The sequence below is a fragment of the Gimesia algae genome (genome assembly GCF_007746795.1).
In the GTDB taxonomy this organism is placed as follows: domain Bacteria; phylum Planctomycetota; class Planctomycetia; order Planctomycetales; family Planctomycetaceae; genus Gimesia; species Gimesia algae.
In genome coordinates, this window is record NZ_CP036343.1 from 3,220,532 (window position 1) to 3,244,850 (window position 24,319).

20 protein-coding genes and 1 tRNA gene are annotated in these 24,319 nt (G+C 51.5%); 14 read left to right on the plus strand and 7 right to left on the minus strand.

Annotation, left to right across the window (positions count from 1 at the left end; all coding sequences use genetic code 11):
• The first annotated feature begins 18 nt into the window (after positions 1–18).
• The 7 genes from Pan161_RS11655 to Pan161_RS11685 all read left to right on the plus strand — a co-directional run bounded on the left by Pan161_RS11655 (position 19) and on the right by Pan161_RS11685 (position 10,456).
• On the plus strand, positions 19–2,667 hold the full coding sequence (locus Pan161_RS11655; RefSeq protein ID WP_145226970.1) for a Gldg family protein: 2,649 nt from the start codon (positions 19–21) through the stop codon (positions 2,665–2,667).
• A gap of 84 nt (positions 2,668–2,751) precedes the next feature.
• On the plus strand, positions 2,752–4,611 hold the full coding sequence (locus tag Pan161_RS11660) for a DUF4340 domain-containing protein (RefSeq protein ID WP_145226972.1): 1,860 nt from the start codon (positions 2,752–2,754) through the stop codon (positions 4,609–4,611).
• Positions 4,612–5,108: 497 nt separating this feature from the next.
• Positions 5,109–5,594 carry a thioredoxin family protein gene (locus Pan161_RS11665; RefSeq protein ID WP_197995835.1) on the plus strand — a complete coding sequence of 162 codons (486 nt, stop codon included), beginning with the start codon at positions 5,109–5,111 and terminating at the stop codon, positions 5,592–5,594.
• A 73-nt stretch (positions 5,595–5,667) separates the two neighbouring features.
• Entirely contained in the window at positions 5,668–7,119 is a 1,452-nt protein-coding gene (locus Pan161_RS11670) for a hypothetical protein (RefSeq protein ID WP_145226976.1), read from the plus strand.
• A gap of 78 nt (positions 7,120–7,197) precedes the next feature.
• The gene (gene panC / locus Pan161_RS11675; RefSeq protein WP_145226978.1) at positions 7,198–8,070 is read left to right on the plus strand and encodes a pantoate--beta-alanine ligase; all 873 of its coding nucleotides are present in this window, start codon (positions 7,198–7,200) and stop codon (positions 8,068–8,070) included.
• Between the two features lie 146 nt (positions 8,071–8,216).
• Positions 8,217–8,840, plus strand: coding sequence for a sigma-70 family RNA polymerase sigma factor (locus Pan161_RS11680; protein WP_145226980.1), 624 nt, complete (start codon positions 8,217–8,219; stop codon positions 8,838–8,840).
• On the plus strand, positions 8,837–10,456 hold the full coding sequence (locus Pan161_RS11685; protein WP_145226982.1) for an anti-sigma factor family protein: 1,620 nt from the start codon (positions 8,837–8,839) through the stop codon (positions 10,454–10,456). The genes Pan161_RS11680 and Pan161_RS11685 overlap by 4 nt, the downstream gene beginning before the upstream one ends.
• Positions 10,457–10,499: 43 nt before the next feature.
• On the opposite strand, the gene Pan161_RS11690 is transcribed toward Pan161_RS11685, so the two are convergent.
• Positions 10,500–11,540: an SMP-30/gluconolactonase/LRE family protein gene (locus Pan161_RS11690; protein WP_232103706.1), complete on the minus strand. Its 1,041-nt coding sequence runs from the start codon at positions 11,538–11,540 to the stop codon at positions 10,500–10,502.
• A gap of 249 nt (positions 11,541–11,789) precedes the next feature.
• Between Pan161_RS11690 and Pan161_RS11695 the strand changes: the two genes are divergently transcribed.
• From Pan161_RS11695 to Pan161_RS11705, 3 genes are all read left to right on the plus strand, one after another.
• Positions 11,790–11,863: transfer RNA gene (locus Pan161_RS11695), tRNA-His, on the plus strand.
• Positions 11,864–12,032: 169 nt separating this feature from the next.
• Positions 12,033–12,599 carry a D-glycero-beta-D-manno-heptose 1,7-bisphosphate 7-phosphatase gene (gmhB, locus tag Pan161_RS11700; protein ID WP_232103707.1) on the plus strand — a complete coding sequence of 189 codons (567 nt, stop codon included), beginning with the start codon at positions 12,033–12,035 and terminating at the stop codon, positions 12,597–12,599.
• 16 nt (positions 12,600–12,615) lie between these two features.
• The gene (locus Pan161_RS11705) at positions 12,616–13,518 is read left to right on the plus strand and encodes an NAD-dependent epimerase/dehydratase family protein (protein ID WP_145226986.1); all 903 of its coding nucleotides are present in this window, start codon (positions 12,616–12,618) and stop codon (positions 13,516–13,518) included.
• A gap of 21 nt (positions 13,519–13,539) precedes the next feature.
• On the opposite strand, the gene Pan161_RS11710 is transcribed toward Pan161_RS11705, so the two are convergent.
• Positions 13,540–14,679, minus strand: coding sequence for an MraY family glycosyltransferase (locus Pan161_RS11710; protein ID WP_145226988.1), 1,140 nt, complete (start codon positions 14,677–14,679; stop codon positions 13,540–13,542).
• A gap of 423 nt (positions 14,680–15,102) precedes the next feature.
• On the opposite strand from Pan161_RS11710, the gene Pan161_RS30525 reads away from it, so the two are divergent.
• Together Pan161_RS30525 and Pan161_RS11720 are read left to right on the plus strand one after the other, a co-directional pair.
• Entirely contained in the window at positions 15,103–15,717 is a 615-nt protein-coding gene (locus tag Pan161_RS30525) for a hypothetical protein (protein ID WP_197995836.1), read from the plus strand.
• A 154-nt stretch (positions 15,718–15,871) separates the two neighbouring features.
• A complete protein-coding gene (locus Pan161_RS11720; protein WP_145226990.1) occupies positions 15,872–16,765 on the plus strand; it encodes a DUF1559 domain-containing protein in 894 nt (297 codons plus the stop codon).
• Positions 16,766–17,314: 549 nt separating this feature from the next.
• On the opposite strand, the gene Pan161_RS11725 is transcribed toward Pan161_RS11720, so the two are convergent.
• A complete protein-coding gene (locus Pan161_RS11725) occupies positions 17,315–18,793 on the minus strand; it encodes an IS4 family transposase (RefSeq protein ID WP_232103358.1) in 1,479 nt (492 codons plus the stop codon).
• Between the two features lie 369 nt (positions 18,794–19,162).
• Between Pan161_RS11725 and Pan161_RS11730 the strand changes: the two genes are divergently transcribed.
• Positions 19,163–19,591, plus strand: a complete 429-nt coding sequence (locus Pan161_RS11730) for a leucine-rich repeat domain-containing protein (protein ID WP_145226992.1) — start codon at positions 19,163–19,165, stop codon at positions 19,589–19,591.
• A 102-nt stretch (positions 19,592–19,693) separates the two neighbouring features.
• On the opposite strand, the gene Pan161_RS11735 is transcribed toward Pan161_RS11730, so the two are convergent.
• The 4 genes from Pan161_RS11735 to Pan161_RS11750 form a co-directional block, all read right to left on the minus strand.
• Positions 19,694–20,494, minus strand: coding sequence for a class I SAM-dependent methyltransferase (locus Pan161_RS11735; protein WP_145226994.1), 801 nt, complete (start codon positions 20,492–20,494; stop codon positions 19,694–19,696).
• A gap of 26 nt (positions 20,495–20,520) precedes the next feature.
• Positions 20,521–20,760: a Trm112 family protein gene (locus Pan161_RS11740; protein ID WP_002645969.1), complete on the minus strand. Its 240-nt coding sequence runs from the start codon at positions 20,758–20,760 to the stop codon at positions 20,521–20,523.
• 123 nt (positions 20,761–20,883) lie between these two features.
• A complete protein-coding gene (locus tag Pan161_RS11745; protein WP_145226996.1) occupies positions 20,884–21,903 on the minus strand; it encodes a sugar phosphate isomerase/epimerase family protein in 1,020 nt (339 codons plus the stop codon).
• A 191-nt stretch (positions 21,904–22,094) separates the two neighbouring features.
• Entirely contained in the window at positions 22,095–22,829 is a 735-nt protein-coding gene (locus tag Pan161_RS11750) for a GntR family transcriptional regulator (RefSeq protein WP_145226998.1), read from the minus strand.
• Positions 22,830–22,997: 168 nt separating this feature from the next.
• Here Pan161_RS11750 and Pan161_RS11755 point away from each other — a divergent pair, with 168 nt between their 5' ends.
• On the plus strand, positions 22,998–24,278 hold the full coding sequence (locus tag Pan161_RS11755; protein ID WP_145227000.1) for a Gfo/Idh/MocA family protein: 1,281 nt from the start codon (positions 22,998–23,000) through the stop codon (positions 24,276–24,278).
• Positions 24,279–24,319: the final 41 nt, after the last annotated feature.

A 24,319-nucleotide genomic window follows, 5' to 3' on the forward strand; every position in this document is an offset into this window, starting at 1 on the left:
CGTAAGGACCCTTCTGTTATGTTGCGGAACAACGTTGTATTGGCCGTATTCAAGCGAAACGTACAGAGCTACTTTTCCGGAGTACTGGGTTATCTGTTTATCGTCGTGTTCGTTGTAGCCGGCGCATTTGCAGCTTTCAACCAGCAGTTCTTCGCGAACAATCAGGCGAACCTCGATCAATTAAGCCTGTGGTACCCGCTACTGCTGCTGTTCATTGTTCCCGCAATTACCATGGGTGCCTGGGCGGATGAGAAAAAAATGGGGACAGACGAACTGCTGTTTACCCTGCCTGCCTCCGACCTGGAAATCCTGATGGGAAAATTCCTGGCGGTGCTCGCTGTTTACACTATCGCCCTGCTGTTTTCCGTGACACATGTTTTTGTGCTCTGGAAGATCGGTAATCCCGATATGGGCCTGATGTTTACCACCTACTTTGGTTACTGGCTGGCGGGTGCATCGCTGCTGGCGGCAGGCATGTTCGCCTCGGCCCTCACCAGCAGTGCCACGGTCGCGTTTGTACTGGGAACCGTCATCTGTGCCATTCCGATTTTCATCGGGCAGGTTGCTCCCACAAGTGACCTGATTCAGAGCTTAAGCCTGGTGGAACAGTTCCAGGATTTCAGCACGGGGGTCATTCCGCTGGGAGCGGTTCTGTATTTTATTTCCCTGGCCGTGATGATGCTGTATCTGAACCGGATCCTGATTACGCGCCGGCACTGGAGTGCACAACAGCAGAACTCCATGGGGCTGCAGTACCTGGTCCGTACCATTTCACTCGCGGTTATTCTGATCAGTGCCAATGTCATCGTCTCCTATGGCAGCAGCCGCATCGATATGACGGGCGAAAAAGTTTTTAGTCTGTCGCAGACCACCAAAGATCTGCTCTCCAAGATTGATGAAAAAAATCCGATTACCATTGAAGCCTTCATCAGCCCGGAAGTCTCTCGCGAGTACGTCCCGATCCGCAAACGACTGATTGGTCTGCTGCGGGAATATAACCAGTTGGGCGGCAAACGGCTGCAGGTTCGATTTGTTGATGTCGAGCCCTTCAGTAAAGCGGAGGAAGAAGCCCGCCTGCTGAATATTACACCTCAACAGGTCCAGACTGAACGCGGCGGCCGTGCATTTGTCGATACGATTTTCATGGGTGCCGTTGTGAAAAGTGGCACCGATGAAGTGGTGATTCCCTTCTTCAATGTGGGCACCCCGATTGAATATGAGCTGACGCGTTCCATCCGTACGGTCTCAAAAGACAAACGTCTGACAGTCGGAATTCTCAACACCGATGCCAGTATCTTTGGCGGCATGAATATGGGCACGGGCGGCAACCAGCCTCCGTGGCTGATTGTCAGTGAGCTCAAGAAACAATACAAAGTCGAACAGGTCTCACCCGATTCTCCGATCAATGAAACGGCTTACGATGTATTGATCGCCGTATTGCCTTCCTCGCTGACAGATCCGCAGTTGAACCACCTCGTCGATTACGTCAAAAAAGGCAAACCAACGCTGATCTGTGATGACCCGCTACCCGTGTATGGCGGGGGACGAGGTATTCAGAATGCACCACGCATGCCCAAACCCAGTCCGGGTGGAGGCATGTTCGGGATGCAACAGCCACCATCAACGCCTAAAGCAAATGAAGGTCGTTTAACTCCACTGTTGAATCTGCTGCAAGTTCGCTGGGACAACGGTCAGGTTGTGTTTGACTACTTTAATCCTCATCCGGAATTTGCCGAAGTCGTGCGTCCCGAACTGATCTTCATCAGCCCCAAGAGTGGCACGGCAGGAGCCTTCAGCCAGAACAGCAATATCACCAGTGGCCTGCAGGAAATCCTGACTTTCTTTCCGGGCAGTATTCAGCCACTTCCCAATATGACAATGAATTTTGAACCCTTGCTGAAAACCGGTCCGAATTCGGGGCTGTTATCCTGGGGCCAAATCACAAGCCCCTTCTTCAACTCCGTCCGTATTACACAAGAACCGCCGCGCGTGATTGATAAATATGGGCATGTACTTGCCGCACATATTACTTCGACTGAGAAGTCCGAGGCAAAAGATATCAATGTCATCTTCGTCGCTGATGCCGACCTGATTTCAGATGAACTGTTCAACATCCGGGAACGTCAGGCCTTCGGTTTGAAAATTGATAACGTGACGTTTTTATTGAACTGTGTCGACCAGCTGGCCGGCGATGATTCCTATATCAAACTGCGTAAACGACGGTCTAAACTTCGCACACTGACTGTCGTTGAGCGAGAAACATCAGTGTTTGTGAAAGAACGGAATGCGGAACGCGAAAAAGCAACTGAAAATGCGGATGAAAAACTGAAAGAAGCCCGTGATCGCCTCAAAGCAGAACGTGATAAAATCATCAAGGACACCACCATCGACGGTAATACCAAACAGCAGATGCTGCGGATGGCCGAAGAAAATGAGAGTCGCCGGCTGGAAGTTGATGAAGCCAATATCGAACGTGAAAAACAGCGACAGATTGAAAAAATCAAAGCGCAGACGGAACGTCAGATTCGGACCATCGAAGACCGCATCCGCTGGTATGCGATCCTCTTCCCTCCGTTTCCCGCCATCCTGCTGGGGATCTGCTTCCTGTTTTTCAGACTGAAAAATGAAAACCAGAATATTTCTCCTGACCGGAGATTGAAGAAATAACGCATGCCTGTCATGCAGAATCATGTCGGGAAACCTGATCAGAATTCTATTTAAATCACTGTTTAATAAGTAAAATCGTTTGCCATGAATGAAACGACACGAACACTGACATTTGCAGGAATCGCAGCGGTTGCCTTAGTCGCCGCCTATTTCGCTGACCGTGCTTCTCAACCGGTTCAACTGACCGGTTATGAAAATGTAGGGGAAGAATTCTACCCGGATTATACAGATCCGACAGAGGCCAAATCTCTGCGAGTGGTGAGCTACAATGAAGATCTAGCCACGTTGAAAGTCTTCAACGTCGAGTTCAAAAATGGTGCCTGGATCATTCCGTCCCATCACGACTATCCGGCGGACGCCGAGGATGAACTGGCGGAAACTGCCACCTCACTGGTGGGCGTCGTGCGGGGTGCCCTGGAGAGCCGGCGCAAGAGTGATCATGAACGCTTTGGTGTGATTGATCCCCTGGATGATTCCAATACCAACCTGAAGGGCCGCGGACAGAGACTGACTCTGTCCAAAGAAGGCGGCGTTGCTCTGGTGGACTTCATTATCGGAAAGGAAGTTCCCGAGCAGCCTAATGAATATTATGTTCGCAAAGTGGATGAAGACGCCGTATACCGCACGAAACTGAAAGTCGATCTCTCGTCCGAATTCTCCGACTGGATCGAGCCTGATATCCTGAAAGTAGACCGCGATCGACTGGTGGAAATTCTGATCAGCCACTATTCGATTGATGAAGCACAACAGAAAATCGTATACGAAAGTGACAAACCTGAAGAAAACGTAACGGTGCTCACTCGCAAAAACTCAACGACCCCCTGGGAAATGCAGGGCCTGGATAAAGCGACTCAACAGCTGAATACTGCCGACGTCAATCAGCTGGTGAATACCCTGACAGACTTGAAACTTCAGGGTATCCGCCCCAAGTCGGGCGATCTTGCGGCGGGACTCAAACAATCGGGATCTTTAAAACCAAAGACTCAACTCGATCTGTTTGATCTGCAGAGCAAAGGTTTTGTGCTGGCACGAGGTCCCCAGGGTACTCCACGGCTGGCTTCCAACGAAGGGGAAGTCGTTCTGGCTACCAATCAGGGCGTGGTGTACTCCCTGTACTTTGGCGAAATCTTCACGGGTAGCACTCTCGATATCGAAGTCGGTAACAGTAATAAAAAAGAGGATGAGAAATCAGACGAGAAACAGGATGATGCAAAATCCAGTGACGCCAAACCGTCTGAGAAAGCAGAGTCAGAAAACGGAAATGACAGTGCGCTGAAAACCAGCCGTTACCTGTTGGTGACAGTTTCATTCGATCCCTCCTTCCTCGGCGATCCGCCACAAAAGCCGGAAGCGCCTGAAAAACCAGCCGGCCTGAAAGAAAAACCGGAAACAGAAAAAAACGAGCAGGATAAAAAAGAGACCGATAAAAAAGACGCTCAGGCAGACGAGAAACCCACTCCGGAAGCCGCTTATGAAAATGCCATGAAAGCCTATCAGTCTCAACTGAAAACGTATGAGCGAAAACTGAAGGAATACGATGACAAGGTAGTCAAGGGGAAAGAACAGGCGCAAGAACTCAACGAGCGATTCGCAGACTGGTATTACGTCATCTCTGCAAACAGCTTCGAAGCCTTGAAATTGAAGCGTAAAGCCTTGGTGGAACCGATCGAAAAACCGAAAGCGGATCCAGCCAAACCAGGTACAGCGACACCCCCGTTTGGCAAACCGGTATTTCCACCAGCGGATAAAAAACCAGAACCAGCGCCTGCTAAAAAACCGGCTCCCGCAAAATCAGAGGCGCAGAAACCCGCGCCGGGACAACCTGAGAAAGATGCGTCTGCCACAGCGAAAAAACCCGCTACTGGAAAACCAGCCAGCAAACCCGAGTCCGCGCCAAAAGAGACTCCCCCCGAGCCGAAATCGGTAACACCACCCAAAAACTGATCATAAGACCAGTGGCAGATACCAAAAACGCATTAGATTAAACCATAGCGCCTCTCAATCTATTATGCTCGGTCCCAATGGCCTTGGAGACGCTACAGTAAAACTGGACACAGTCTAAAGTCAAAGCTGTGGCAGATTTCCCATCAAATCTGTCAGCGGCTTTGGCTTTTTTGCTTTCCGCGTCGACTCTGTTCCGGTTAGGTAAACTTTACCGTCGATGTTCCAGTTATTCAGATGATTCGGGTCGAATCGATCATAGAAGTTCCCCACATCACTCCGATAAAGCTTAATGAATGATTTATGACGATCCGACCTGAACCCAGGCTGTTCGTCGCTGCATGCAGCTATTTCACATTGAGCAAAACTGTGACTGTCATGCCCTGAATCATTCAAATGCGTTCAGATCAGTTGCTCACTTTTAACCGGGTCATCACGTTTTTACTACATAAGTTCAGCTGTCAGGGATGACAGTTCAGACTTGTGAAGGAGTCACAGATATGAAAAGACTTCCCAAACAGATTCAATGGGTTTTTATTGGTTTTTCGATCGTTGCCCTGGTCGGCATTTCAATCGAATTATCGAAAGCCGATACTAAGACTGCAGATACGATCAAGTGGCATACCGATCTGGAATCGGCTCATCAGGCCTCACTGAAGAGCAATAAGCCTGTTTTGATCGTGTTTGATGCCAGCTGGTGCACTTACTGCCGCAAACTGGAACAGGAGACGCTTTCCGATCCACGAATGTCCCGCTACCTGAATCAGGCGTTTGAGCCCGTCCATCTGGATTTCGACAAAGACCGTAAAATTGCCGATGTTTTGAAGGTCAAATCGATCCCCTGCACAGTGGTTTTGAGTTCAGAAGCAGATCTGCTGGCCCGCCAGGTAGGTTATGCCAAAGTTCCCAAATACCATTCCATGCTGGAAAAAGCTCGCAAATTGCAGGCTGTGATCCACCATATCGAATACTCGGACAGTCAGTGATTTCCCTGAGATATAAAAATTCGGTACAGGCGCAAATCTTGAAAAAACTCTACGGAACGTGTACTTTGCGCATATGAATAAAAGCAAAGAGCCGTTTGGCATCAATCCGTCGGGTGAAGGTGACTCCTGGGAGTCTCTCGCAGGTGATCTGTTTGGCATCGATTTTGACCAGCAGGTTGAGCCGCTGCCCATTGACTTTGAAGATGATCTCGCAGAAGACGAGGACTCCTCGGAACAGGCTGAGGAGCCTAAGCCCACTGACAAGGAGGTTGTCGAAGCTCCGGTAGCAGCGAAGTCCGTGGAGCGAGAAGACGACGACGACGATCAGTTCTTCGGTGATTCGATCTTTGATGACGACGATGATGCACCTGCCTCCCAAAGCACAAAAAAAGTCCCCGTCCAGGAGCTGGACTCCGGAATCGGCTTCGATGAAGAGGACGACGAAGACGACTTTGAAGAAGAAGATGATGATGATGATGACATCATCGCTGCTTTTGATGACGAAGACGACGATGAAGAAGATGATGAAGTCGAAGAAGACTTTGCTCCCGCTGCCCCGCTGAAGGAAGCAGCGTCATCCGAAGATGAGGATGACACCTACTGGGATGCGCTGGATGGCTGGAACTGGGACGAAGATGATTCCCCACGTTCCCGAAAAGAAGTCCCGGTTGTCGCCAGCGATGAGGATGACGACGAGGAAGAGGAAGTCGCCGAGATTAAAAAGCCTGCTGTCAAAGAGCAGAAGAAGCCTCGTCCCGAAAAGAAAAAGAAACCTGCCCCGCAGCAAGTCACTGCCCGGACAGACGAACGACTTGATGATGATAACGAGTTTGGTTTCGGACTTATTTCAGAAGAGGTTGCCTTCCAGCAGGAAGCATTCGATGCCGATGAAGATGACGACGATGAGGAAGAGCAGAATAAAGCGGTAGCAGAAACAGCTGCAGAAGCAGACAGTGAAACCGAGGGTGAAGAAGAAACAGCGGAAACCAAACGTCCCCGTCGACGTCGCCGACGCCGACGCTCTCGCTCCCGCAAGGCTGAAGAAACAACGGATTCATCAGAAGAAAAAACTGAAGACGCCGAGCAGGAAGTCCAGGCGGAAAGTGATGAACCCGATGCGGACAAAGAGGACGATTCCGAAGACGAACAGAAACCAAAACGTCCGCGACGTCGATCCCGTAGACGTAAGAGCGAAGTAACTGCTGATTCTCCTGAATCTGCCGAAGACGATAAAAGCGAACTCGATTCTGAATCAGCAGACGCAGATGAATCGACTAATCCGACAAAACAGGACGTCGAAAACAAATATCCGAACGTCCCCAGTTGGGAAGAAGCCATTTCCTATCTGTTGAACCCGAAGCTGGTCGGTGGCAAAAGTGATAAGGATGAAGATCCTAAAAATCCACCGGCAGGCGAAGCGGATGACCAGAGTCGCAGACGTCCTAAAAGAAGACGTTCTTCCAGCAAACGGAGCGGGGGCGGAAGTGGAAGCGGTAACCGAAGCCAGGCCCCTAAAAAAACATAATCAAAACCAAACAGTATCTACCAGGCTGAATCATCTGGCCTGAAGTGGCCTTTGAGCCCGTCCTGAAAGTTTTCGATCATGTCTGATCTGACTCTGGAAACGGTGAGTGAGATTCCTGCGCTGCGGGAGCGGGTCAAATCGCGTCGTCAGCAGGGCGCAACAATCGGCTTTGTGCCCACCATGGGTGCGCTGCATGCGGGACATACCAGTCTCATTGAAGCAGCCGGGGCTGACTGTGATTTTGTCGTCGTCTCAATCTTTGTCAACCCGACCCAGTTTGGACCTGATGAAGACTTTGAAAAATACCCGCGCGTGCTGGAACAGGATCTGGCAAAATGTGCGGCGGCCGGCGCGGACCTCGTGTGGACCCCGGATACCAGCAGCATGTACCCTGACGGGTTTTCAACGCATGTGACTGTCAAGGCACTCTCGCGCATCCTGGAAGGAGCCACCCGCACCAATCATTTCCAGGGTGTGACCACTGTTGTCACCAAGCTGCTGTTAAGCTGCCTGCCGGATATCGCTTATTTTGGCGCGAAAGATTTCCAGCAACAGGCCATTATTCGCAGGATGTGCCTCGATTTGAACATTCCCGTAGAGATCAAAACCTGTCCCATTATCCGCGATACAGACGGGCTGGCACTTAGCAGCCGGAACGCCTATCTTTCTGCAGCAGAGCGCGAAGCAGGCTTATCCCTTTCCCGCGCCCTGCGACTGGCGGAAGAAAAAATCGCTGCCGGCGAAACGGATCTCGAGCAGATCAAAACTGCCATGCATGAGCTGTTACAGGCCACGCCGTTATTAAAACTGGACTACGCCACCATCGTTGATCCCATGACACTGGAAGACATCACCACCATTCAACCCGCGATGGTCGCGCTGATTGCAGCCTGGGTCGGCGCCACTCGTTTGATCGATAACTGCCAGATCAATCCCGCTTCTCCAGGCTGATTCCTGAGCCACCTGCTGATTTGATATTGACGTAAGCTGCTGAAAAGTAAGAAGATAGACGTTAAACTAATCGTTTTTCGCGGAAAATCCCGGTTTTTCTCAAACCAGGGGAACTTCGTTTCCCCCCGGATCGTCCAAGAGGTACTGTGACCAACAATGATCAATACCTGATTCAAGAATGTTTGGCAGGTCGTACCGAGGCGTTTGATCAACTGGTTCTGAAATATCAGGACCGCCTGTTTCGAACCCTGGTGCGGATTCTGGGCTCCAGCGATGATGCGCGCGATGCCGCCCAGGAAGGTTTTACCCAGGCCTTTTTTAAATTGAAAACGTTCCGAGGGACAGCCGCCTTTTATTCCTGGCTGTTTCGCATTTCTTTTAATGCCGCGATTACTCAGAAACGAAAAACCAAACGAACCTCCACAACAATTGATCCACAAGACAATCCGGCCAGTACCTGGCTGGTCGATACACACCCCGAAAACCATCCTCCCGAAGTCGCGGAACTCGCTGAGCGAAAAAAACTGGTTCATCAGGCATTGAACGAGCTACAGGAAGAATATCGCACGCCTTTAATCCTGCGGGAACTGGAAGGCATGTCGTACGGGGAAATTGCCGAAATTACGGAGATCCCATTAGGAACCGTCAGGAGCCGAATTTTCAGAGGAAGGAATGAACTAAAACAGAAGCTGAGCACGTTGTTTCAGGATGAACCTGTGACACGTGTTTCCGAGTCTGACCATGAGTCATCGATAAGTGAAACCAAATGAGCAGCCAACCCCCCTTTAACGAAAATCTGTCCGCCTACTTCGATCATGAAGTTTCCCCCGAGGAACGTCTTGAGTTGGAGTCACATCTGGAGCAGTCCAGTGCCGCGCGACAGGAACTGCACGAGCTCGGCGAACTCTCCCGCCTGCTGCAGGAGACCGCGACGGAATCGGCGCCTCCCGAACTGGCGCCTTCCATTCGTCGTCGCATTGAACAGGAAACCCTGCTTGCTTCCCCCGAAACAGTACCGGTCAAACGCGTACCATCAATGTTGCGTTACCGGATTGCCGTCGCCATCAGCGCCTGCTCTTCCGTGGCTGCGCTGGTCTTATTTGTGTTGCTGTTGAATACCAGCCCCCCGGAAACCACCTGGCAACTCTCGCAGGCAGATCATATGGTACTGCAACCAACTGCAGAATCTTCCTTCGGCACAATGGGCGATCAGGATAAAAAACTGGTTTCTGCTCGATCAAATCAATTCAATATCCAGACAGGAACAGATATTGGACCAGCCGGCCAGCCGCATCCTGTTTCCTCAGTCGAACTTCAGTTGGACAAGCGGGAATTGCAGCTCCCTAAAGTGGAAGTGGAAGAGAAACTGGTAATGCAGTCTCCGAACGAAAAATCGTCTGCCGACTTTTCCGTGCATAATACGCTGACTGAACTGAATTCCGCAGTAAAACAACACAAATCGCCAGCGCAGGGTCTGGCTGCCTCTACAGGGATTCCCAGCCATATTCCGCTGGATTCGATCCGCATTGGAGATGTGTTGCCTTACTTCCGGGATATTGACGGCAAAGTGGCTGTGATCGAAGTTCGCGTCGTCGATGTCAAACAGGCTCTGGGAACGATGGAACTCCTGTTGGCACAAAACAATATCCCCGTCGATCAACAGAAACAGTCGGAAGTCGAGCGTCAACTGCAGCGCACACAATCGCTGGAATATAGTACTGCAGACTCTAAACAACTGGCTGGCCAAAGCAAATCTGAGACGGACCAGCAGTTATTTGCTGTCTACGTGGAAGCCACCGATGCACAACTGGCTTCCACTCTGGAAGAATTTCAACGGGACCTCAAACAAGATCAGATGCTGAGCCTCGCATTGCAGCCGGCGATTACAGAACAATCCCTCAAAGAAGAAGTGGCCAGCCTGCCTCAACTGCTGGCTCGGCAGCCTGAAACAAAACAAGAACGTCCTGCAGCGAAGTCAACTTCTTCAGCGCTGCTGCCTGAAGTAGAGAATTCTGACCAGTACAGTAAGAATCCGACAGGCCCTAAAACTGTAACGGAGAGACTTGCACAAACCAAACCTCCGGCCAAAGGTATTCCGCAACGCTCTTACCAGATGCGCTACCGGATGCAGGTTCCTGCTGAGAATGAACCTGATCTTAAGCAGATGGCGCGATCCAACCTGCTTAAGAAAAAGGATTCTGAGCATCCATTCAAATCAGCAACGGATGCGCCCCTGATGGCGTCTAAGCCTCTCGACGACAGTCCTGCAATGCCCCGCCTGGTTCCGCAAAATTCCGCCGGAAAATTGCTCTCAGAGGCACCCGTTAAAGTCCTGTTTGTCTTTAAAAATCCGGAAACTCCCGCGCTCCCCACCGCTCCCCAGTAACGGGCAGCGGTGCAGCAGCGGAGAACTTCGTTTCTGAGCGGGCTTATTTCGCAGAACCAACGCGTCCTTTGGTTTTTGTGGGAATCCGAACCAGGTAGGTGTCTGCGGTCAGATACAGAACCGTACCATCGTTCCCCCAGGCACAGTTGGCTGTCCGTTCGCCCGTACTGATGCGTCCCAGCAGTTTGCCTTCAGGAGTGAAGATGTAACAGCCTCCTGGTCCGGTGGCAAACAGATTTCCATTAACGTCTGTTTTGAGTCCATCAGGCAGACCAGGCAGTTTGCCGACTTTGTCAGTGACATCATAAAAGACTTTGCTCGCTCCCAGTGTGCCGTCTTTATTGACGGGGAACGCTTTCCAGAGTGCCGCCTCGGGATCAGACTGGGCAACATACAATGTTTTTTCATCGGGTGAAAACGCAATCCCGTTCGGACGTGTCATCTCTTTGGTCAGTAATGTCAGTGTGCCATCCGTCGCCAGGCGATAGACGCCACAGAAATCCAGTTCACGTCGCGGGTCGTCATAGCGGTTGGGCAGTCCGTAAGGGGGATCCGTGAAATACAGATCGCCGTTGGATTTGAAGACACCATCATTGGGACTGTTTAACCGCTTGCCCATGTAGTTATCAACCAGCGTTCGTTTGCCGCCTTCTTTGGTCAAAACAGAGACGCGGCGGTCACCGTGCTCACAGGACACCAGGCGGCCTTGGGGATCGAGAAACAGACCATTGCAGCCTGGTTCAGATCCGTAGGGAGTGACTCCCGTGTAACCAGAGGGTTTCATGAACAGTGATGCCCCTGCCCCTTCTTTCCATTTCATGACAGAGTTGCGGGGAATGTCAGAAAACAACAGAAATCCGTCCGTGGCATTTCCCATCCAGACCGGGCCTTCCGTCCAGTCGAAGCCGGACGAGAGAACCTCAATCCGGGCATTCTTGTCCAGGAGATCATCCAGGCCGGGATCGACGCGGACGACTTCTCCCAGCGTGGGATAATTGGTGGAATCCTGAGCAGATAGTTCTGGCTGATAAAGGCTCAAAACGCAGGTTGCTAGAATCATGCAGGTGAATCTAATGGTTTTCATGCTTTTTCCCTATTTTTCAGATAGATCAGTGTGACTTGATACGGGAACTTAAGAGGGTTCAATTCTACAGATTCTCCGCAAGAGATGCACGTATAGAGGAAATATTCCTGATTCCGGGGCTTGGAATACTTGCATCCCGAAAACAGCTTCGATAACGTAGCACATGATCCAGTTGTCATGACTGAGAGACTTTTCAGCGATTTGATAATTGGTTAGAATCAGATCGACTCTGGTCAGATCACCACTATGGTGGGTATAGCTCAGTTGGTTAGAGCGCCGGATTGTGATTCCGGAGGTCGCGGGTTCAAATCCCGTTACTCACCCTTTTCTTCTCTCTCCTGCAGAATCACGTGATCAGCTTTCCTGGCTGCATCATCGGCTCTTATTCTCTGCCCTGTTCATCAAAGCCGTTTCGATTCTGAAACCCGGATACCTGAATGAATGTAACACCAGAAATTCTCCAGCCTGTTTTGAATCACGGATGCCATCATTTTGTCCAAGTCATTGTTTCTCGATCGTGATGGAGTGATCAACGTAGAAAAGGACTACCTGCACCGGATTCAGGATTTCGAATTCATTGACGGCATCTTCGATCTGTGTCAGGCAGCGGCAGAGGCAGGTTACCTGCTGATTATTATTACCAATCAGTCGGGGATCGCCCGTGGGTATTACACAGAACATCAATTTCAACAGTTGATGACCTGGGTCGTCGCTGAATTTTCCCGACACCAGCTGAGCATCACCGATTATTTCTACTGTCCCCATCATCCCACCAAAGGCACAGGCCATTTCCGCGTTGACTGCAACTGTCGCAAACCCAGGCCGCAAATGCTGCTGGATGCGGCTCAGAAATATGACCTGGATCTGTCGCAGTCGATCATCGTAGGAGATAAACTGACAGATATCCAGGCGGGACAGGCCGCCCACATTGGCACGAAGGCGCTGGTGGGAACCGGACATGCAGTGAGCCATGCAGATCAACTGGCGGCCGACGTGTATGCGGATACGTTAACCGAGTTAAAAACACGTTTATTTCCGGCAACGCCCGAGAACGACTGAAGGAACCTGCAGGACCATGCCGAACCAGACGCGTGTGATTGGAGTCATCGGAGCCAGGAGTCCAGTCGGTCAGTGCCTGCTCTCAAATGAAGTCCCGCATCGTGCGGACCGCAACGAACAGTTTGTGGCTTTCACCAGAGGAGACCTCCCGGAGGAGCAGAATACGGGGGTACCGGTTCGGTGGCGGCATTTAGTCGATGCTCCAGAATTGCCCGATCAACGAGAGACAATTACAGACTGGATTTGCCTGGCACCGATCTGGGTCGCATCCGAACACTTTGAACTGTTATCTGAGTATGGAGCACGCCGGATTGTCGTCTTAAGCTCCACAAGCCGCTTTACCAAAACGGAATCGATTGACGCCGGCGAACAACAGACGGCTCAGCAGCTGATTGAGGGCGAAGCCGCTTTGCAAAACTGGGCGGAAGCTCAGCAGATCTCCTGGGTAATCCTGCGACCGACTTTGATTTATGGATTTGGCCGCGATAAAAATATTGCCTCTGTCGTCAGGTTCATCCGGCGCTGGAAATGTTTTCCGCTACTGGGCAAAGCGCATGGAAAACGACAGCCAATTCATGCAGCCGATGTCGCAACCGCCAGCCTGCAGGCACTACGAACTGAGACTGTCGCAAACCAGGCCTATAACATTTCCGGAGCGGAAACGCTGACTTACCGCGAAATGATTGAGCGAGTCTTTCTGGCTCTGCAGCTGAAACCACGCTTTGTGCGGATCCCGTTGCTGCTGTTTCGCGCGGGGATCGCAGTCGTTCGCAATTTGCCCCGCTTCCGACATCTGACTGCGGGTATGGCCGAACGCATGAATGCTGATCTGGTCTTTGATCATTCTGAGGCACAGCAGGACTTCGGTTTTCAACCCCGTCCGTTTGAACTGCAGAGTGATGATGTAGCGAGCCCGTAAAGCGAATTCAGGGAATTCCGGCTAAACTTCGAGCGAGACACCTTCCTGGAATTCGACATTTTTTGAATGCTTCTGATGCCGCTGTTCGATATTTCCCGGCTTGCCTGCACCACAACTGGCGGCCAGCAGAACGAGGGGTGTCCAGGCTGCAGCGACCGTCAGCAGCCCCCAGGCAGGCCAGTATAAAGCGACAACGGACAGCGGAAACAGCCAGCCGATATTGATACACAGCATCCCCAGACTCACCTTGCGATGCGCGCGATGCCGTGTATGACTTCCGGGTCGTGTTTCTTCCAGAAAACGTGAGAGTCTCTGATAGGCGTGGCTTTGATGTGCCTGGTACCAGCAATCGCGGCGGATCATACGCCTGAGCAGTGTAAATGTGGCATCGACCCAGAAGACGGCAGGGATAATCAACCAGACCCAGAGATTTAAGGAACCGGAGCAGAGGGAAGTCAACGCAAGCATACCCAGCATATATCCCAGGTAGGTACTGCCCACATCTCCCATAAAGATTTTTGCAGGAGGCCAGTTAAGAGCCATGAACCCCAGCAGTGCAACCGTCAGCAGCAGCATCAGTATCTGTTCTGTTGCTTCAAAGGAAGCGGTCTTCAGTGAAATCAACAGCGTGGCGGCAACCAGAATACTGGTGGCCTCTCCTCCGGCAAGCCCATCGATGCCATCCATAAAGTTATACAGATTCAACCACCAGATCAAAGCAAATGTGGCGATCCCCCAGGTGAACCAGCTGACATTCAGGTTGAACCCCCAGAATTCCAGAGCGGGTAAGGGAGACAGAGCATATACGGAGGCAGCAACGATTGCAGCCTGGGCCACAAGCCGGTATCTGACAGGGACATTATGGAGATCATCCCAGAATCCCAGCGCAGCGATCAGAGTCCCGCCTGCTAAGATGACAGGGATCACAGGACCTGATATTGATCCTGAAAAATACAATATCGAAAATGCGATCAGACTCGAGACGACAAAAGAGACTCCACCACCACGAGGCGTCGGCATCACATGAGAACAGCGATTGGTCGGAGACTTCACCAGCCCCAGTATGGGAGCCAGGTTAAGAATGACACAGGTACAAATTAAAGATACCAGAAACACGCCGACAGCGATCAGGCCTGGTATCATCAAGTTGCCGAACATCATTTGTCAACAAACCCTTTTCGAAAATGACCTGGACCTGATGCACATATAAATACAGGTAAATGCCGAGCGCTGAAGTATTTTTGGGTTCATATGATTTTAATACGTTCGTTTTTGCACAAATGTCTTCGAGACAAAGGGAGCTGGTTCAGACCTGGCCTGCAAAAATGATGGTTTCTGAACCGCGGGGGAGTATACCGGGTTAGTAAAAACGGGTCAATCCGTTATAAAACCCCTGTTTTCAGGGGATAAACTGAGGATAGATTGCTCCTGTGAGTCATTTTCCTACTCTCGAAACCCACCCTGCAGTGAACGTTATGGCAGATCACTGAAATTCTGGCGTTCGCTCTTTATTTGAACAGAGGTAATTTGTTCCCCCCTGCTGACATTGATTTTGCCTCTCGCGAAAATTATCGTCGAACTGTCATGCAATATCTGTCACGTAAACTCGTCTGGGTCCTGGCAAGCCTGGGTCTGCTGGGGATGATCCTCCAGAGCCTGCAGGTTCAGGTCGAACATACGCACTCAGCTGGAAATGTGGACCACAGCCACTCCCACGGACACAGTCATTCACACGGCCATGCTCACTCACATAACCACGGCCATTCGCACAGTCATTCCCACCGCCATCAGGGGCATGCGCATTCCCATAAAGCGAACCCCTCAGAAATTCCGCAGACGCACATCCACGTATCACTGCTCTGGTGGGAATTCACCCTGAATGTGGATTCGGACCAGAGTCAACCTGCGCCCGTTGTTTCAAATTCAGAACTACCAGACGCTGCGCCTTCAGAATCGCGAATCCACGAGCACCCCACCAGACGATCGACCGGGCCGCTCTTCACATCAGTCTCCTGGGGGCAGATCCTTGCGGAACTGTATTCGGGCTGGAGCTCTGTCCTGCCCCCTTCCCGAAACCAGCTGCCTGCACAGCAGGATCTGTTCGCGATGCTGTCTCTCCCCGCCTGCTGTTATGAATGTCTGGCAGCAGCGCCCCCTGTTCCCCCGCCCGAAACTCTGCTTTCTGTTTCATTCACGTAATCCCCGTGAAATGTCTGCGTATGGCATTCCGGGAAAGGTGCGTGCGTTCATTGCTGCGCCTATTTCACTCGAATGATTTTCAGAGACCGATCTCTGTCCGCGCTGATGTTGCGGACTGAGTAAGTGTCTCTTTTAGAAAGTGGGATTCCATTCCATGAAAACAAAACGTTTTGTTCCGAGGGGGTTCACTCTGATTGAGCTCCTGGTGGTGATTGCAATCATCGCCATTCTGATTGCCTTACTGTTGCCTGCCGTCCAGCAGGCACGGGAAGCAGCCAGAAGACTCTCGTGTAAAAATAACCTGAAACAGCTGGGGCTGGGATTGCACAATTACCAGGAAACCCATGGCTGTTATCCCCCCGGTTATGTGTATAAGCCGGGAACCGATGGCAACCAGTCCGGCTTTGGCTGGGTGACAATGATTCTGCCGATGATCGATCAGGCCAATCTGTACAACCAGTTTGACCTGGAAGAACCGATCTTCAGCCCCGTGAATCTGATCCCCCGCGAACGTCAGATTCCCGGCCTGCTCTGCCCGTCCGATTCGGTTTCGGAAAATGGCTTCATCGAAATGGGCAGTTCCGCCGAGCGGTATGCTATGGGCTGCTATGTCGCCAGTTTCGGTCCACCCGATCTGGATGCGACCCAGGAAAAACGCGCGGGCATGTTCAGCCGCAACAGTTCGACACGCCCCCGTGATGTGATCGACGGTCTGTCCAACACACTTTGTGTCGGCGAAAGGCAGAACGGCGTATTCAGAAATGGTGCCGCCCACGGAAACCATTTTGAATACGAAACCACCTGGGCCGGTGCCGTCCGTGAAATTACCGATGCCACCGATGACCACGGGCATATGATCCTGTTTCAGACAGGTCATGTCCCCAACAATCCGGCAAGTGATGACCGCGATGTCTCAGCTCCGCATGTGGGGTTCGCGCAGTTTCTGCTGGGAGATGGATCGGTCAGACTGATCGGTTCCAGCATTGATTTCGGACTTTACTCCGCGCTGGGTACGATTGCCGGCGGTGAAGTGATCGGCGAGTATTAATTCTCACAAGTTAACAAGAGAAACGATGCAGGCTCACATCAACGTGGTGTGAGCCTGTTTGTCAATAGTCACATACGACCTGAGACTAAAAAGATTGCACACAGAAATACACGTTGATTAAGAACGTATCAACTTCAGGAACGGATGAATGGCTTCTTGGGATTAAGGAATTCAGTCATAAATTCGAGATAGTTTCTCGCCAATCACCTTTCCTGATGCATATCATATATGAACAAGTCTATGAAGTTAACTGAGAGCGAGAGCGTCCATGTTTAAAAATCCCAATAGAGCGCCATCCGATCCTCGTACGTCTGATGCCAATACTGTGCGTAAGATCTCAAAACGAGGTGGTATCTCAGTTTGTATTATTGTTCTGTTAGTTACAGCAATCCTTTTGTTCTCCTACCGCACTTCCGTATCACACGACCAGAAGCGCATTCAGCTGCTTGGCGGCACAACACGGGCATAAAAAGGGGCATAAAAAGGTGTCAGGCATAAAAAGGTGTCAGGCATGAATGGCACTGCCTGTTGTTGTGAAAGAGTTTGCGTTCATACAGTTGCTTTTCTTTGTTGATGGTAATGGTATCTTGGTTGCTTCAGCAAAGCCAGCACTTTGGTTCGGCGTTTATTGGCTCTGGGTTCTGTTCGGCCGATGCGATGCCCTACACGTTCGCTGCAGGGGACCTGCTGTCCGAGTGTGGCTAATTCCTCAGTCGTTTTTGTAACCGCGCCCAGCAACCAATTCGCAGCCAGCATCTGTTGCGTGGTAGTAAACGAGAGTGAACGGGGATCACGGCCTGTCGCCAGGCTACTCTGCAGCATCTTCAATCGAATCAGATTGTACGCCAGCAGACATGACCAGAGTTCGGTGAGCACCATGGCCGGAGACTTCGCCCGCAGGATATCCATCCCCAGCGAGCACTTGATACTGCGAATGTCCAGTTCGATCAGCCAGCGGCTCTGATACACGGCGGCGATCCAGCGCGCCGGGCATGCTTTCCGATCTGTGATGGTGGTGGCAATCGTAAATGTTTTGGCGCGATACCCCGGCTGACTGATCTGCACATCGACCAGCCGCAGAGTGAGTGTCAGCGGTTGTCGCCAGAATTCCTGACGGGTCATCCAGGCAGGACGGACGGGGGGACGTAACCATGTCACCAGGCGCTCTCGCTTGTTCAGTCGACGTGCGGTTTGTGGATGATTGTCACGCAGGTGATGGTTCTTCATCAGGATCTGAACGCCCCGCGCATGGCACGCACTCACCAGCCAGTACGTGCAGTAATACGAGTCAGCCACCAGAATATCACCCGGCCGGAGTGCATCGAGCATTTGCCAAAGCAGGGCCGTTTCGCCACTCCCTTTACCGCTGTAAGGCCCGCTCACCAGATCGACCAGCAGTCCGGTGGTCATCGAGATCAGAGAAACGCAGCGGAGAACGGGGAACCCGAGCCCCGGTTTCTGAGCCGGGTTCTGCGGATAGGCCCGCTGATTCTCAGGGGTATCGGCGGCCGTGATGGTGAAGCCGTCAACGAGCAGAATGCGACCGCCGGTACTCCGTGATTTCACATCGGCGACGCTGGAAGGACTGAGGCGCGCCGTTGACTGCTCTCGAGACTGGACACAGTTCTGGTCACAGGCCGCTTCGGCATCCGCGGCAAGTTGCTGGACGAGATCGCGGATGACGGTAAAGGATAGTTTGAGTCGCGCGCGACAGTAAGCACCGGTATTCGTACTGCAGACCCGTCGCCCCAGTGCCGCCCATAAGCTGGCAACACGAATGACGGCTGCCTTACAGCTGCGTTGCTCGCCGGAAAAGAACACCTGAGAGATTAACGCCCAGAGAGTGATTGCCGGTGTGTAAATGACATCGGGGTCATTGCCAAAGTCGATTTCGTGTTCGTCAAACACCTGCTGCCAGCGTTGATCGTCAAGGACGTCGGCTAGCGGCAGGCTGCTCTCCTGCATCATCGAACGTTTGAAAAGAGAAAATGATGCTGCATTCACTCGGGAAGATGATATAAATGGCATAGGACCTTCCTTGGTCAAATGTTTTGCCCACACCAACCCAAGGAAGGCCCTGCCAGAACGCAGCATAATGCCAGGAGACGTTTTGCCAAACACAATTTCCAGCGAACTGGCAAAAAAATCAGAAAATCAAGCATGTGACGATGTCACATGGGAACCGTTGCGCATACTCAAAGCAAAAAAACACCGGCAGTGCCATTCGTGTCAGGCATAAAAAGGTGTCAGGCATAAAAAGGTGTCAGGCATAAAAAGGTGTCAGGCATAAAAAGGTGTCAGGCATAAAAAGGTGTCAGGAACCTTAAATTTAAGGTTCCTGACACCTTTTTTATCCGATTCCAGGTCATTTACACAGTTGATCTTCGTGGCGTACGTGTGAATGCTGGCGTTAATACGGCGCTGAAGATTGCGAGAGATTTTGAACACGTCAATGAATTGATACTCTATCAATCCGCCGTTACCGACGATGACCTCGCAATACTCAAGACAGGATTTCCCAAACTTGAGCGCATCAAACTCAATGAGACGGCGATTACGGACGCTGGTATAGTTCACTTACGCGATCTTCCCGAACTACGATTGATCAATGCTCAACGTACAGCTATCACAAATGCTGCCGTACCGGACCTTGCGGCAATATCGAAGCTTAAAGAACTGAACATTGCAGAAACGCAAATTACATCAGTCAATTTAATTCGCAACACCCACCCAAGGTGTTACATCAACGGCCAATTAGTCACACGATCGCAGTCCAGCGATGCTCATCGTGCGTCCGGTCAACGAAGCCCACTAACAAATCGCTAAACCAAACAGGAAAAGGTATCAGTGACTCTGGCTAAAACTGTCAATAGGTAATCAGAACTCGAGGCCATCCGGTTCCGGGGCATGACCGCCTGGGGAATCGAATTACTTCTCTTCGGTTTTTTCAAACACCAGAATATGCTGGCGGGGGAGAATGCCGATGGTTTCTTTCCACTTGAGATTCAGTTCGGGTCGGGCGACCTCTTTTTTGGCCTGGGCTTCTGACATCTTGTGGACGAGTTTGATGGGGACGGCCGGATCTTCTTTGCGGTATTCGACGAGCACCACCCGCCCCCTGGGTTTGAGGGCTTTGGAAATTTCCTGCATCATTTCATAAGGAAATTCGAACTCGTGGTAGACGTCGACCATGATCGCCAGGTCGATCGACTCAGGTTTGAGGCCCGGCGACTTCTGTGTTCCCAATACGGGATGAATATTCTCGACCCCCTGCTTTTTCATCTTTTTATCCAGCAGATCCAGCATCTCCTGCTGCACGTCGACTGCATAGACTTTGCCATCGGGACTGACATGCTCGGCGAGGATGACGGAAATCACCCCGCTGCCTGCACCGATGTCGGCAATCGCCATTCCAGGCTTCAGCTTGAGCGCTTTGGGAAGCAGTGAGAGCCGTTCTTCCTGTTCGCGGGTTCTGCGTTCCAGCCAGGGCGCACCCTGATAGCCCATCACGCGGGCAATTTCGCGCCCCTGATAAAACTTGCCGATCCCGTTCCGATCGTGATCACGCAGGTTATAAGTATACCGTTCTTTCTTGCCTTCTGGTTTTGACTTCGCTTTTGCCGGTTCGTCAGCCCGCAGCGAGGATGTCTGCAACAACACCAACAGCAGGCAACTGAGAATCCCGATGAAACAGTTTTCAGATACGAATTTCTTCGACGCGATTCTCATCAGATCTCCTCAGGCGGTGAAAGGTTTCAGGAGACGAGTTCTCCTGATTCAGGATTCCGCTGGTGACGCTGCATGATCTCGGCCCACTCAGACTGAGGGACTTCAACCGCTTCGTCAACCAGCATGACAGGAATCCCGTCTTTTATCGGGTACTTGAGTCGTGTTTCAGGATCGACAGAAATCAGAAACTCACCTTCGCAGATGAGTTTCGCTTTGGTTTTCGGGCAGGCAATAATATCCTGCAGATGCTGCGGATCAAATAACATTGGTTCTTACTCTCGAACGACTTTCGCTTTATTGTAGCAAATGAGACAGCAAATCGACAGTTTTCTCTTCAAGCTGACGTTCCTGAAACACGAGACCCCACTCAGACAGTTTGAGTCTGATGACTAGAAACCACGCAGTTCCTGGATATCTTTGAAGGTCCGCAGATCATAGTCGATGCCGACATAATCCAGCACAGAGCATAACGCCCGCACAGCCACGCCGATTCCATCGGGACCGCTGAAACCACCGAACTGTCCGCCCCCCTTCAGATGAGGCTCGACTTCCAGGAAGACGCCGGGCACGCCGAGCTTCTTCATTTTCTTTTCCATTTTGGGCAGCATCTCGCGCAGTTCACGCAGGACGACTTCATGACCGGCGTCACCCACGTTGGCGGGTACGAAATTCTTGAGGCGTTCTTCATCAACGACTCCTGTCCATTCCAGATCTTTATCGACGGCGTAATCCTTGATATGCAACCAGCCCATGGATTTCTTCATGTCATTGAATTCGCTCAGGCACTGCATGGCGTCTTTATTCTGAGCAGCGATATTACCGCCATCATAAATGGTGACCATGTTCGGCCGATTGACTTTGCGTGCCAGTTCCGCCAGTAGCGGTCCGGTTTCCCCAATCAGATTGGGTTCAATTTCGAGACCGTAAACGAGGCCCTCTTTGGCACAAAGATCGACGATCTGGCCAATCTGATCGACGGCCTGACTCATGTAAGGCTTGGCGTCTTCACCTTTGGGAGGATAGAACGAGAAACCGCGAATCAGTTTGGTGCCCAGAGTCGTCGCCGCGTTGATCGTATTGGTGACCTCTTTTTTCAGGTACTCTTTAAACGGAACGAATACATTGTGTGAACCATCGTCTTTATCCACGAGTTTGATCTTCCCCACGCGGGCTCCGATGCTGGTCACGTTGATGCCGTATTCATCGTGCATTTTGAGCAGCGACTTGTATTCTGATTTATTCAGATCGACGACATGCTTGATGTTGCCATCGCCGTTCACATCAATAAACCGGGGGCTGTAATATCTCAGTCCCAATGCCGAAAGTGCCACCATCTGCTCAACGGCTGTTTTATGGTTTGCTGCTTCATCTGCAAAAGCACTTAAAATTACACGTGGGTTATCTGACATGACGGAGTTTTGCCTTTTAAATCTAAATCGAAAGCGAATGAGAAGATGCCCATTCCATGGACGATGCGCCACGGACTATGCGGGAGTCATTTTTGACAGGTTCGGGTCAAGTTTCAAGAGCTACGCGAAGTTCGACGTGTCTTTTTCAATGTCATTTCACAAATCACTCCTCAAATACAGCAGGAAAGTGATTACACAATCAAACGATCAGGTCGCATGCGGGACGCATTTCTGAGATGCATGGTCATCGCGGCCGCAGCGGTCTCGGCATCATGCTGTTTCAGCGCATCCAGCAGGACCAGATGATCATACAGGCCCCGGGTCATGATCTCCGGTGTTTCACCAGCTGCCGAATAGGAAACCCGCTTGTAGCTCCAGCATTTGTGAATCGCTTCTGAAATGGGAAGATTTCCACAGTGATCGGCGATCGTGAGATGCAGCGCATAATCGAAGGTACGCGAAGCGGTTCCCCATTTCTGCAGGTGTTCGGCTGACTGATCGCCGACCTCATACTGCTGCTGACAGGCTTTGACTTCCGCCGCCATCCCCTGCAAACGGGCGATTTCTTCCGCACTGATGTGCTGTGCGGCCATGCCTGCGGCACTCGGTTCCAGCAGCAGGCGCAGTTCGTGGATTTCGACCAGCCAGTTTTCGGCACCTTCCCGCACGACCGCACGGTGATTTTTCTGCTGAATCACAATGCCATCGGCCTGCAGACGGGCCAGTGCCTGCACGACCGGTGTACGACTGACGCCAATTTCCCGGGCGAGTCGCGTGCTCTTCAGCTCGGTCCCGCCGGGCAGTTCACAGCGAATAATCCGCAGCAGCAGCTTCTGATAGACCTCATCCACCAGGGAAAGACTCTCGTCTTCCTGCTGCAGCTCCTGATCTTCAGGTTCCGTTAATAAAGAGATCTCTTTTTTCACGTGAATCTCGATTCAAGGGCTTGACAATTCCGCTCCCGACCCATAAAGTGAATTCACTTTTGAGCTATTGGGACGCCTTCTACAGCGACTTACGGCTTATTATAGCAACATAAATGAAAACCACACCTATAAATCCAAACATTTTTGAATTCACTTAGGGATACCACTATGAGTTCTGCGGGAAACGAAAAAACCCTGAAAGCCGGCCTGGTCGGATTCGGCATGATTGTCGACGAAACCTATCGCCCTTTCTTTGAAACGGTTCATGAAACAGCACTTTACCAGAGATCCACGGGCCCGGTTGAGGTTTCCCTGGACGCCGTCGCGACCCGTACTGGGTCACGGGCAGAGAAGTATCTGGCAGAACGTGGTGATAAAGTGGGTGGCTTCCAGAGCTTCGCCGGCGAAAACGCCATTGAAGAGATGACGTCGACCGGTTTGAACTTCGCCTGCGTCGCTTCTCCCGATGACCGTCACTTCGATTCCTGTAAAAAGCTGCTGGAAGCGGGCACCCACCTGATTGTCGAAAAACCGTCTGTTCTGAAACTGCAGGAGCTTGATGAACTGGTGGCGCTGGCTGAGAAAAACAATGTGACTGCCAAAGTGGTCTACCATAAGCTGTTCGACCCGGATCACAAGAAGATGCGGACCCTGGTGTATGACAATATCCTGAAGCACGTTAACAGCGGCTATTGTTCGCTGCTGGAACCCAAGGCGATTTCCGGCAAGCAGTTCGCGCAGTGGATTACCGGTCGTAACCCGGGAACTTACGTTGCCGTCCATTATATCAAGCTGATCGACTACACGTTCGGCGGAAAACTGAAGACGGTCACTGCTACCGGTCAACGTGGTCTGGTGGGTGACAAAGATGGCCCCACCTGGGACAGTTGCCAGTTGCGGATGATCTACGAATACGAGTCGGGCCGCGAAGCCGCCTTCGATATTCACACATCCTGGGTCACGCCGGACAACTTCCCTGGCTACGTCGAACAGGAAGTCTCTTTCCGCTTTGACAATGGGTTATGGAATGGCCATTCCCGCAAGCGTGGTGTGGAATGTACGGTTGAAGAAAAAACGCCGTTCGAACTCAAGAACTCCATGAACAACCACTTCAATGCGACCTTCATCGAACCCTGGAACGAACGTTCGCAACGTGGTTACGGGATTGAAGTCATTGAGCAGTTTGCCAAAGAAGTCGCGGAGATCGAATTTGGCGGCCCCGAATCGGAACGCCAGGCACGACTCGAGAAGATTCGCTCGCTGGGCTACAACGATTTATCCGCCGACCGCCAGACCGTCGCCACTGTCCAGGCTCTGGAAGCGATTCTGGAACACCAGGCCGCTGGCGACCCTGACTGTGTCGTGCGTGTAAACGATGAAAAAGGCGGACTTGTTCTGTATCGTCCCGGTTCGGATGAGGCAGAAGTCCTTTATGACGGAACTGTGTAAGTAAAAAATCATGCGAATCACTTCGGAACCATTCTGACGTT

Coding starts and splice junctions, on each gene's coding strand:
- Pan161_RS30525 (WP_197995836.1), top strand. CDS start 15,103: ATGCAATATCTGTCACGTAAACTCGTCTGGGTCCTGGCAAGCCTGGGT.
- Pan161_RS11685 (WP_145226982.1), top strand. CDS start 8,837: ATGAGCAGCCAACCCCCCTTTAACGAAAATCTGTCCGCCTACTTCGAT.
- Pan161_RS11725 (WP_232103358.1), bottom strand. CDS start 18,793: ATGCCATTTATATCATCTTCCCGAGTGAATGCAGCATCATTTTCTCTT.
- Pan161_RS11655 (WP_145226970.1), top strand. CDS start 19: ATGTTGCGGAACAACGTTGTATTGGCCGTATTCAAGCGAAACGTACAG.
- Pan161_RS11705 (WP_145226986.1), top strand. CDS start 12,616: ATGCCGAACCAGACGCGTGTGATTGGAGTCATCGGAGCCAGGAGTCCA.
- panC (WP_145226978.1), top strand. CDS start 7,198: ATGTCTGATCTGACTCTGGAAACGGTGAGTGAGATTCCTGCGCTGCGG.
- Pan161_RS11710 (WP_145226988.1), bottom strand. CDS start 14,679: ATGATGTTCGGCAACTTGATGATACCAGGCCTGATCGCTGTCGGCGTG.
- Pan161_RS11735 (WP_145226994.1), bottom strand. CDS start 20,494: ATGAGAATCGCGTCGAAGAAATTCGTATCTGAAAACTGTTTCATCGGG.
- Pan161_RS11660 (WP_145226972.1), top strand. CDS start 2,752: ATGAATGAAACGACACGAACACTGACATTTGCAGGAATCGCAGCGGTT.
- Pan161_RS11740 (WP_002645969.1), bottom strand. CDS start 20,760: ATGTTATTTGATCCGCAGCATCTGCAGGATATTATTGCCTGCCCGAAA.
- Pan161_RS11670 (WP_145226976.1), top strand. CDS start 5,668: ATGAATAAAAGCAAAGAGCCGTTTGGCATCAATCCGTCGGGTGAAGGT.
- Pan161_RS11665 (WP_197995835.1), top strand. CDS start 5,109: ATGAAAAGACTTCCCAAACAGATTCAATGGGTTTTTATTGGTTTTTCG.
- Pan161_RS11745 (WP_145226996.1), bottom strand. CDS start 21,903: ATGTCAGATAACCCACGTGTAATTTTAAGTGCTTTTGCAGATGAAGCA.
- Pan161_RS11755 (WP_145227000.1), top strand. CDS start 22,998: ATGAGTTCTGCGGGAAACGAAAAAACCCTGAAAGCCGGCCTGGTCGGA.
- Pan161_RS11690 (WP_232103706.1), bottom strand. CDS start 11,540: ATGAAAACCATTAGATTCACCTGCATGATTCTAGCAACCTGCGTTTTG.
- Pan161_RS11720 (WP_145226990.1), top strand. CDS start 15,872: ATGAAAACAAAACGTTTTGTTCCGAGGGGGTTCACTCTGATTGAGCTC.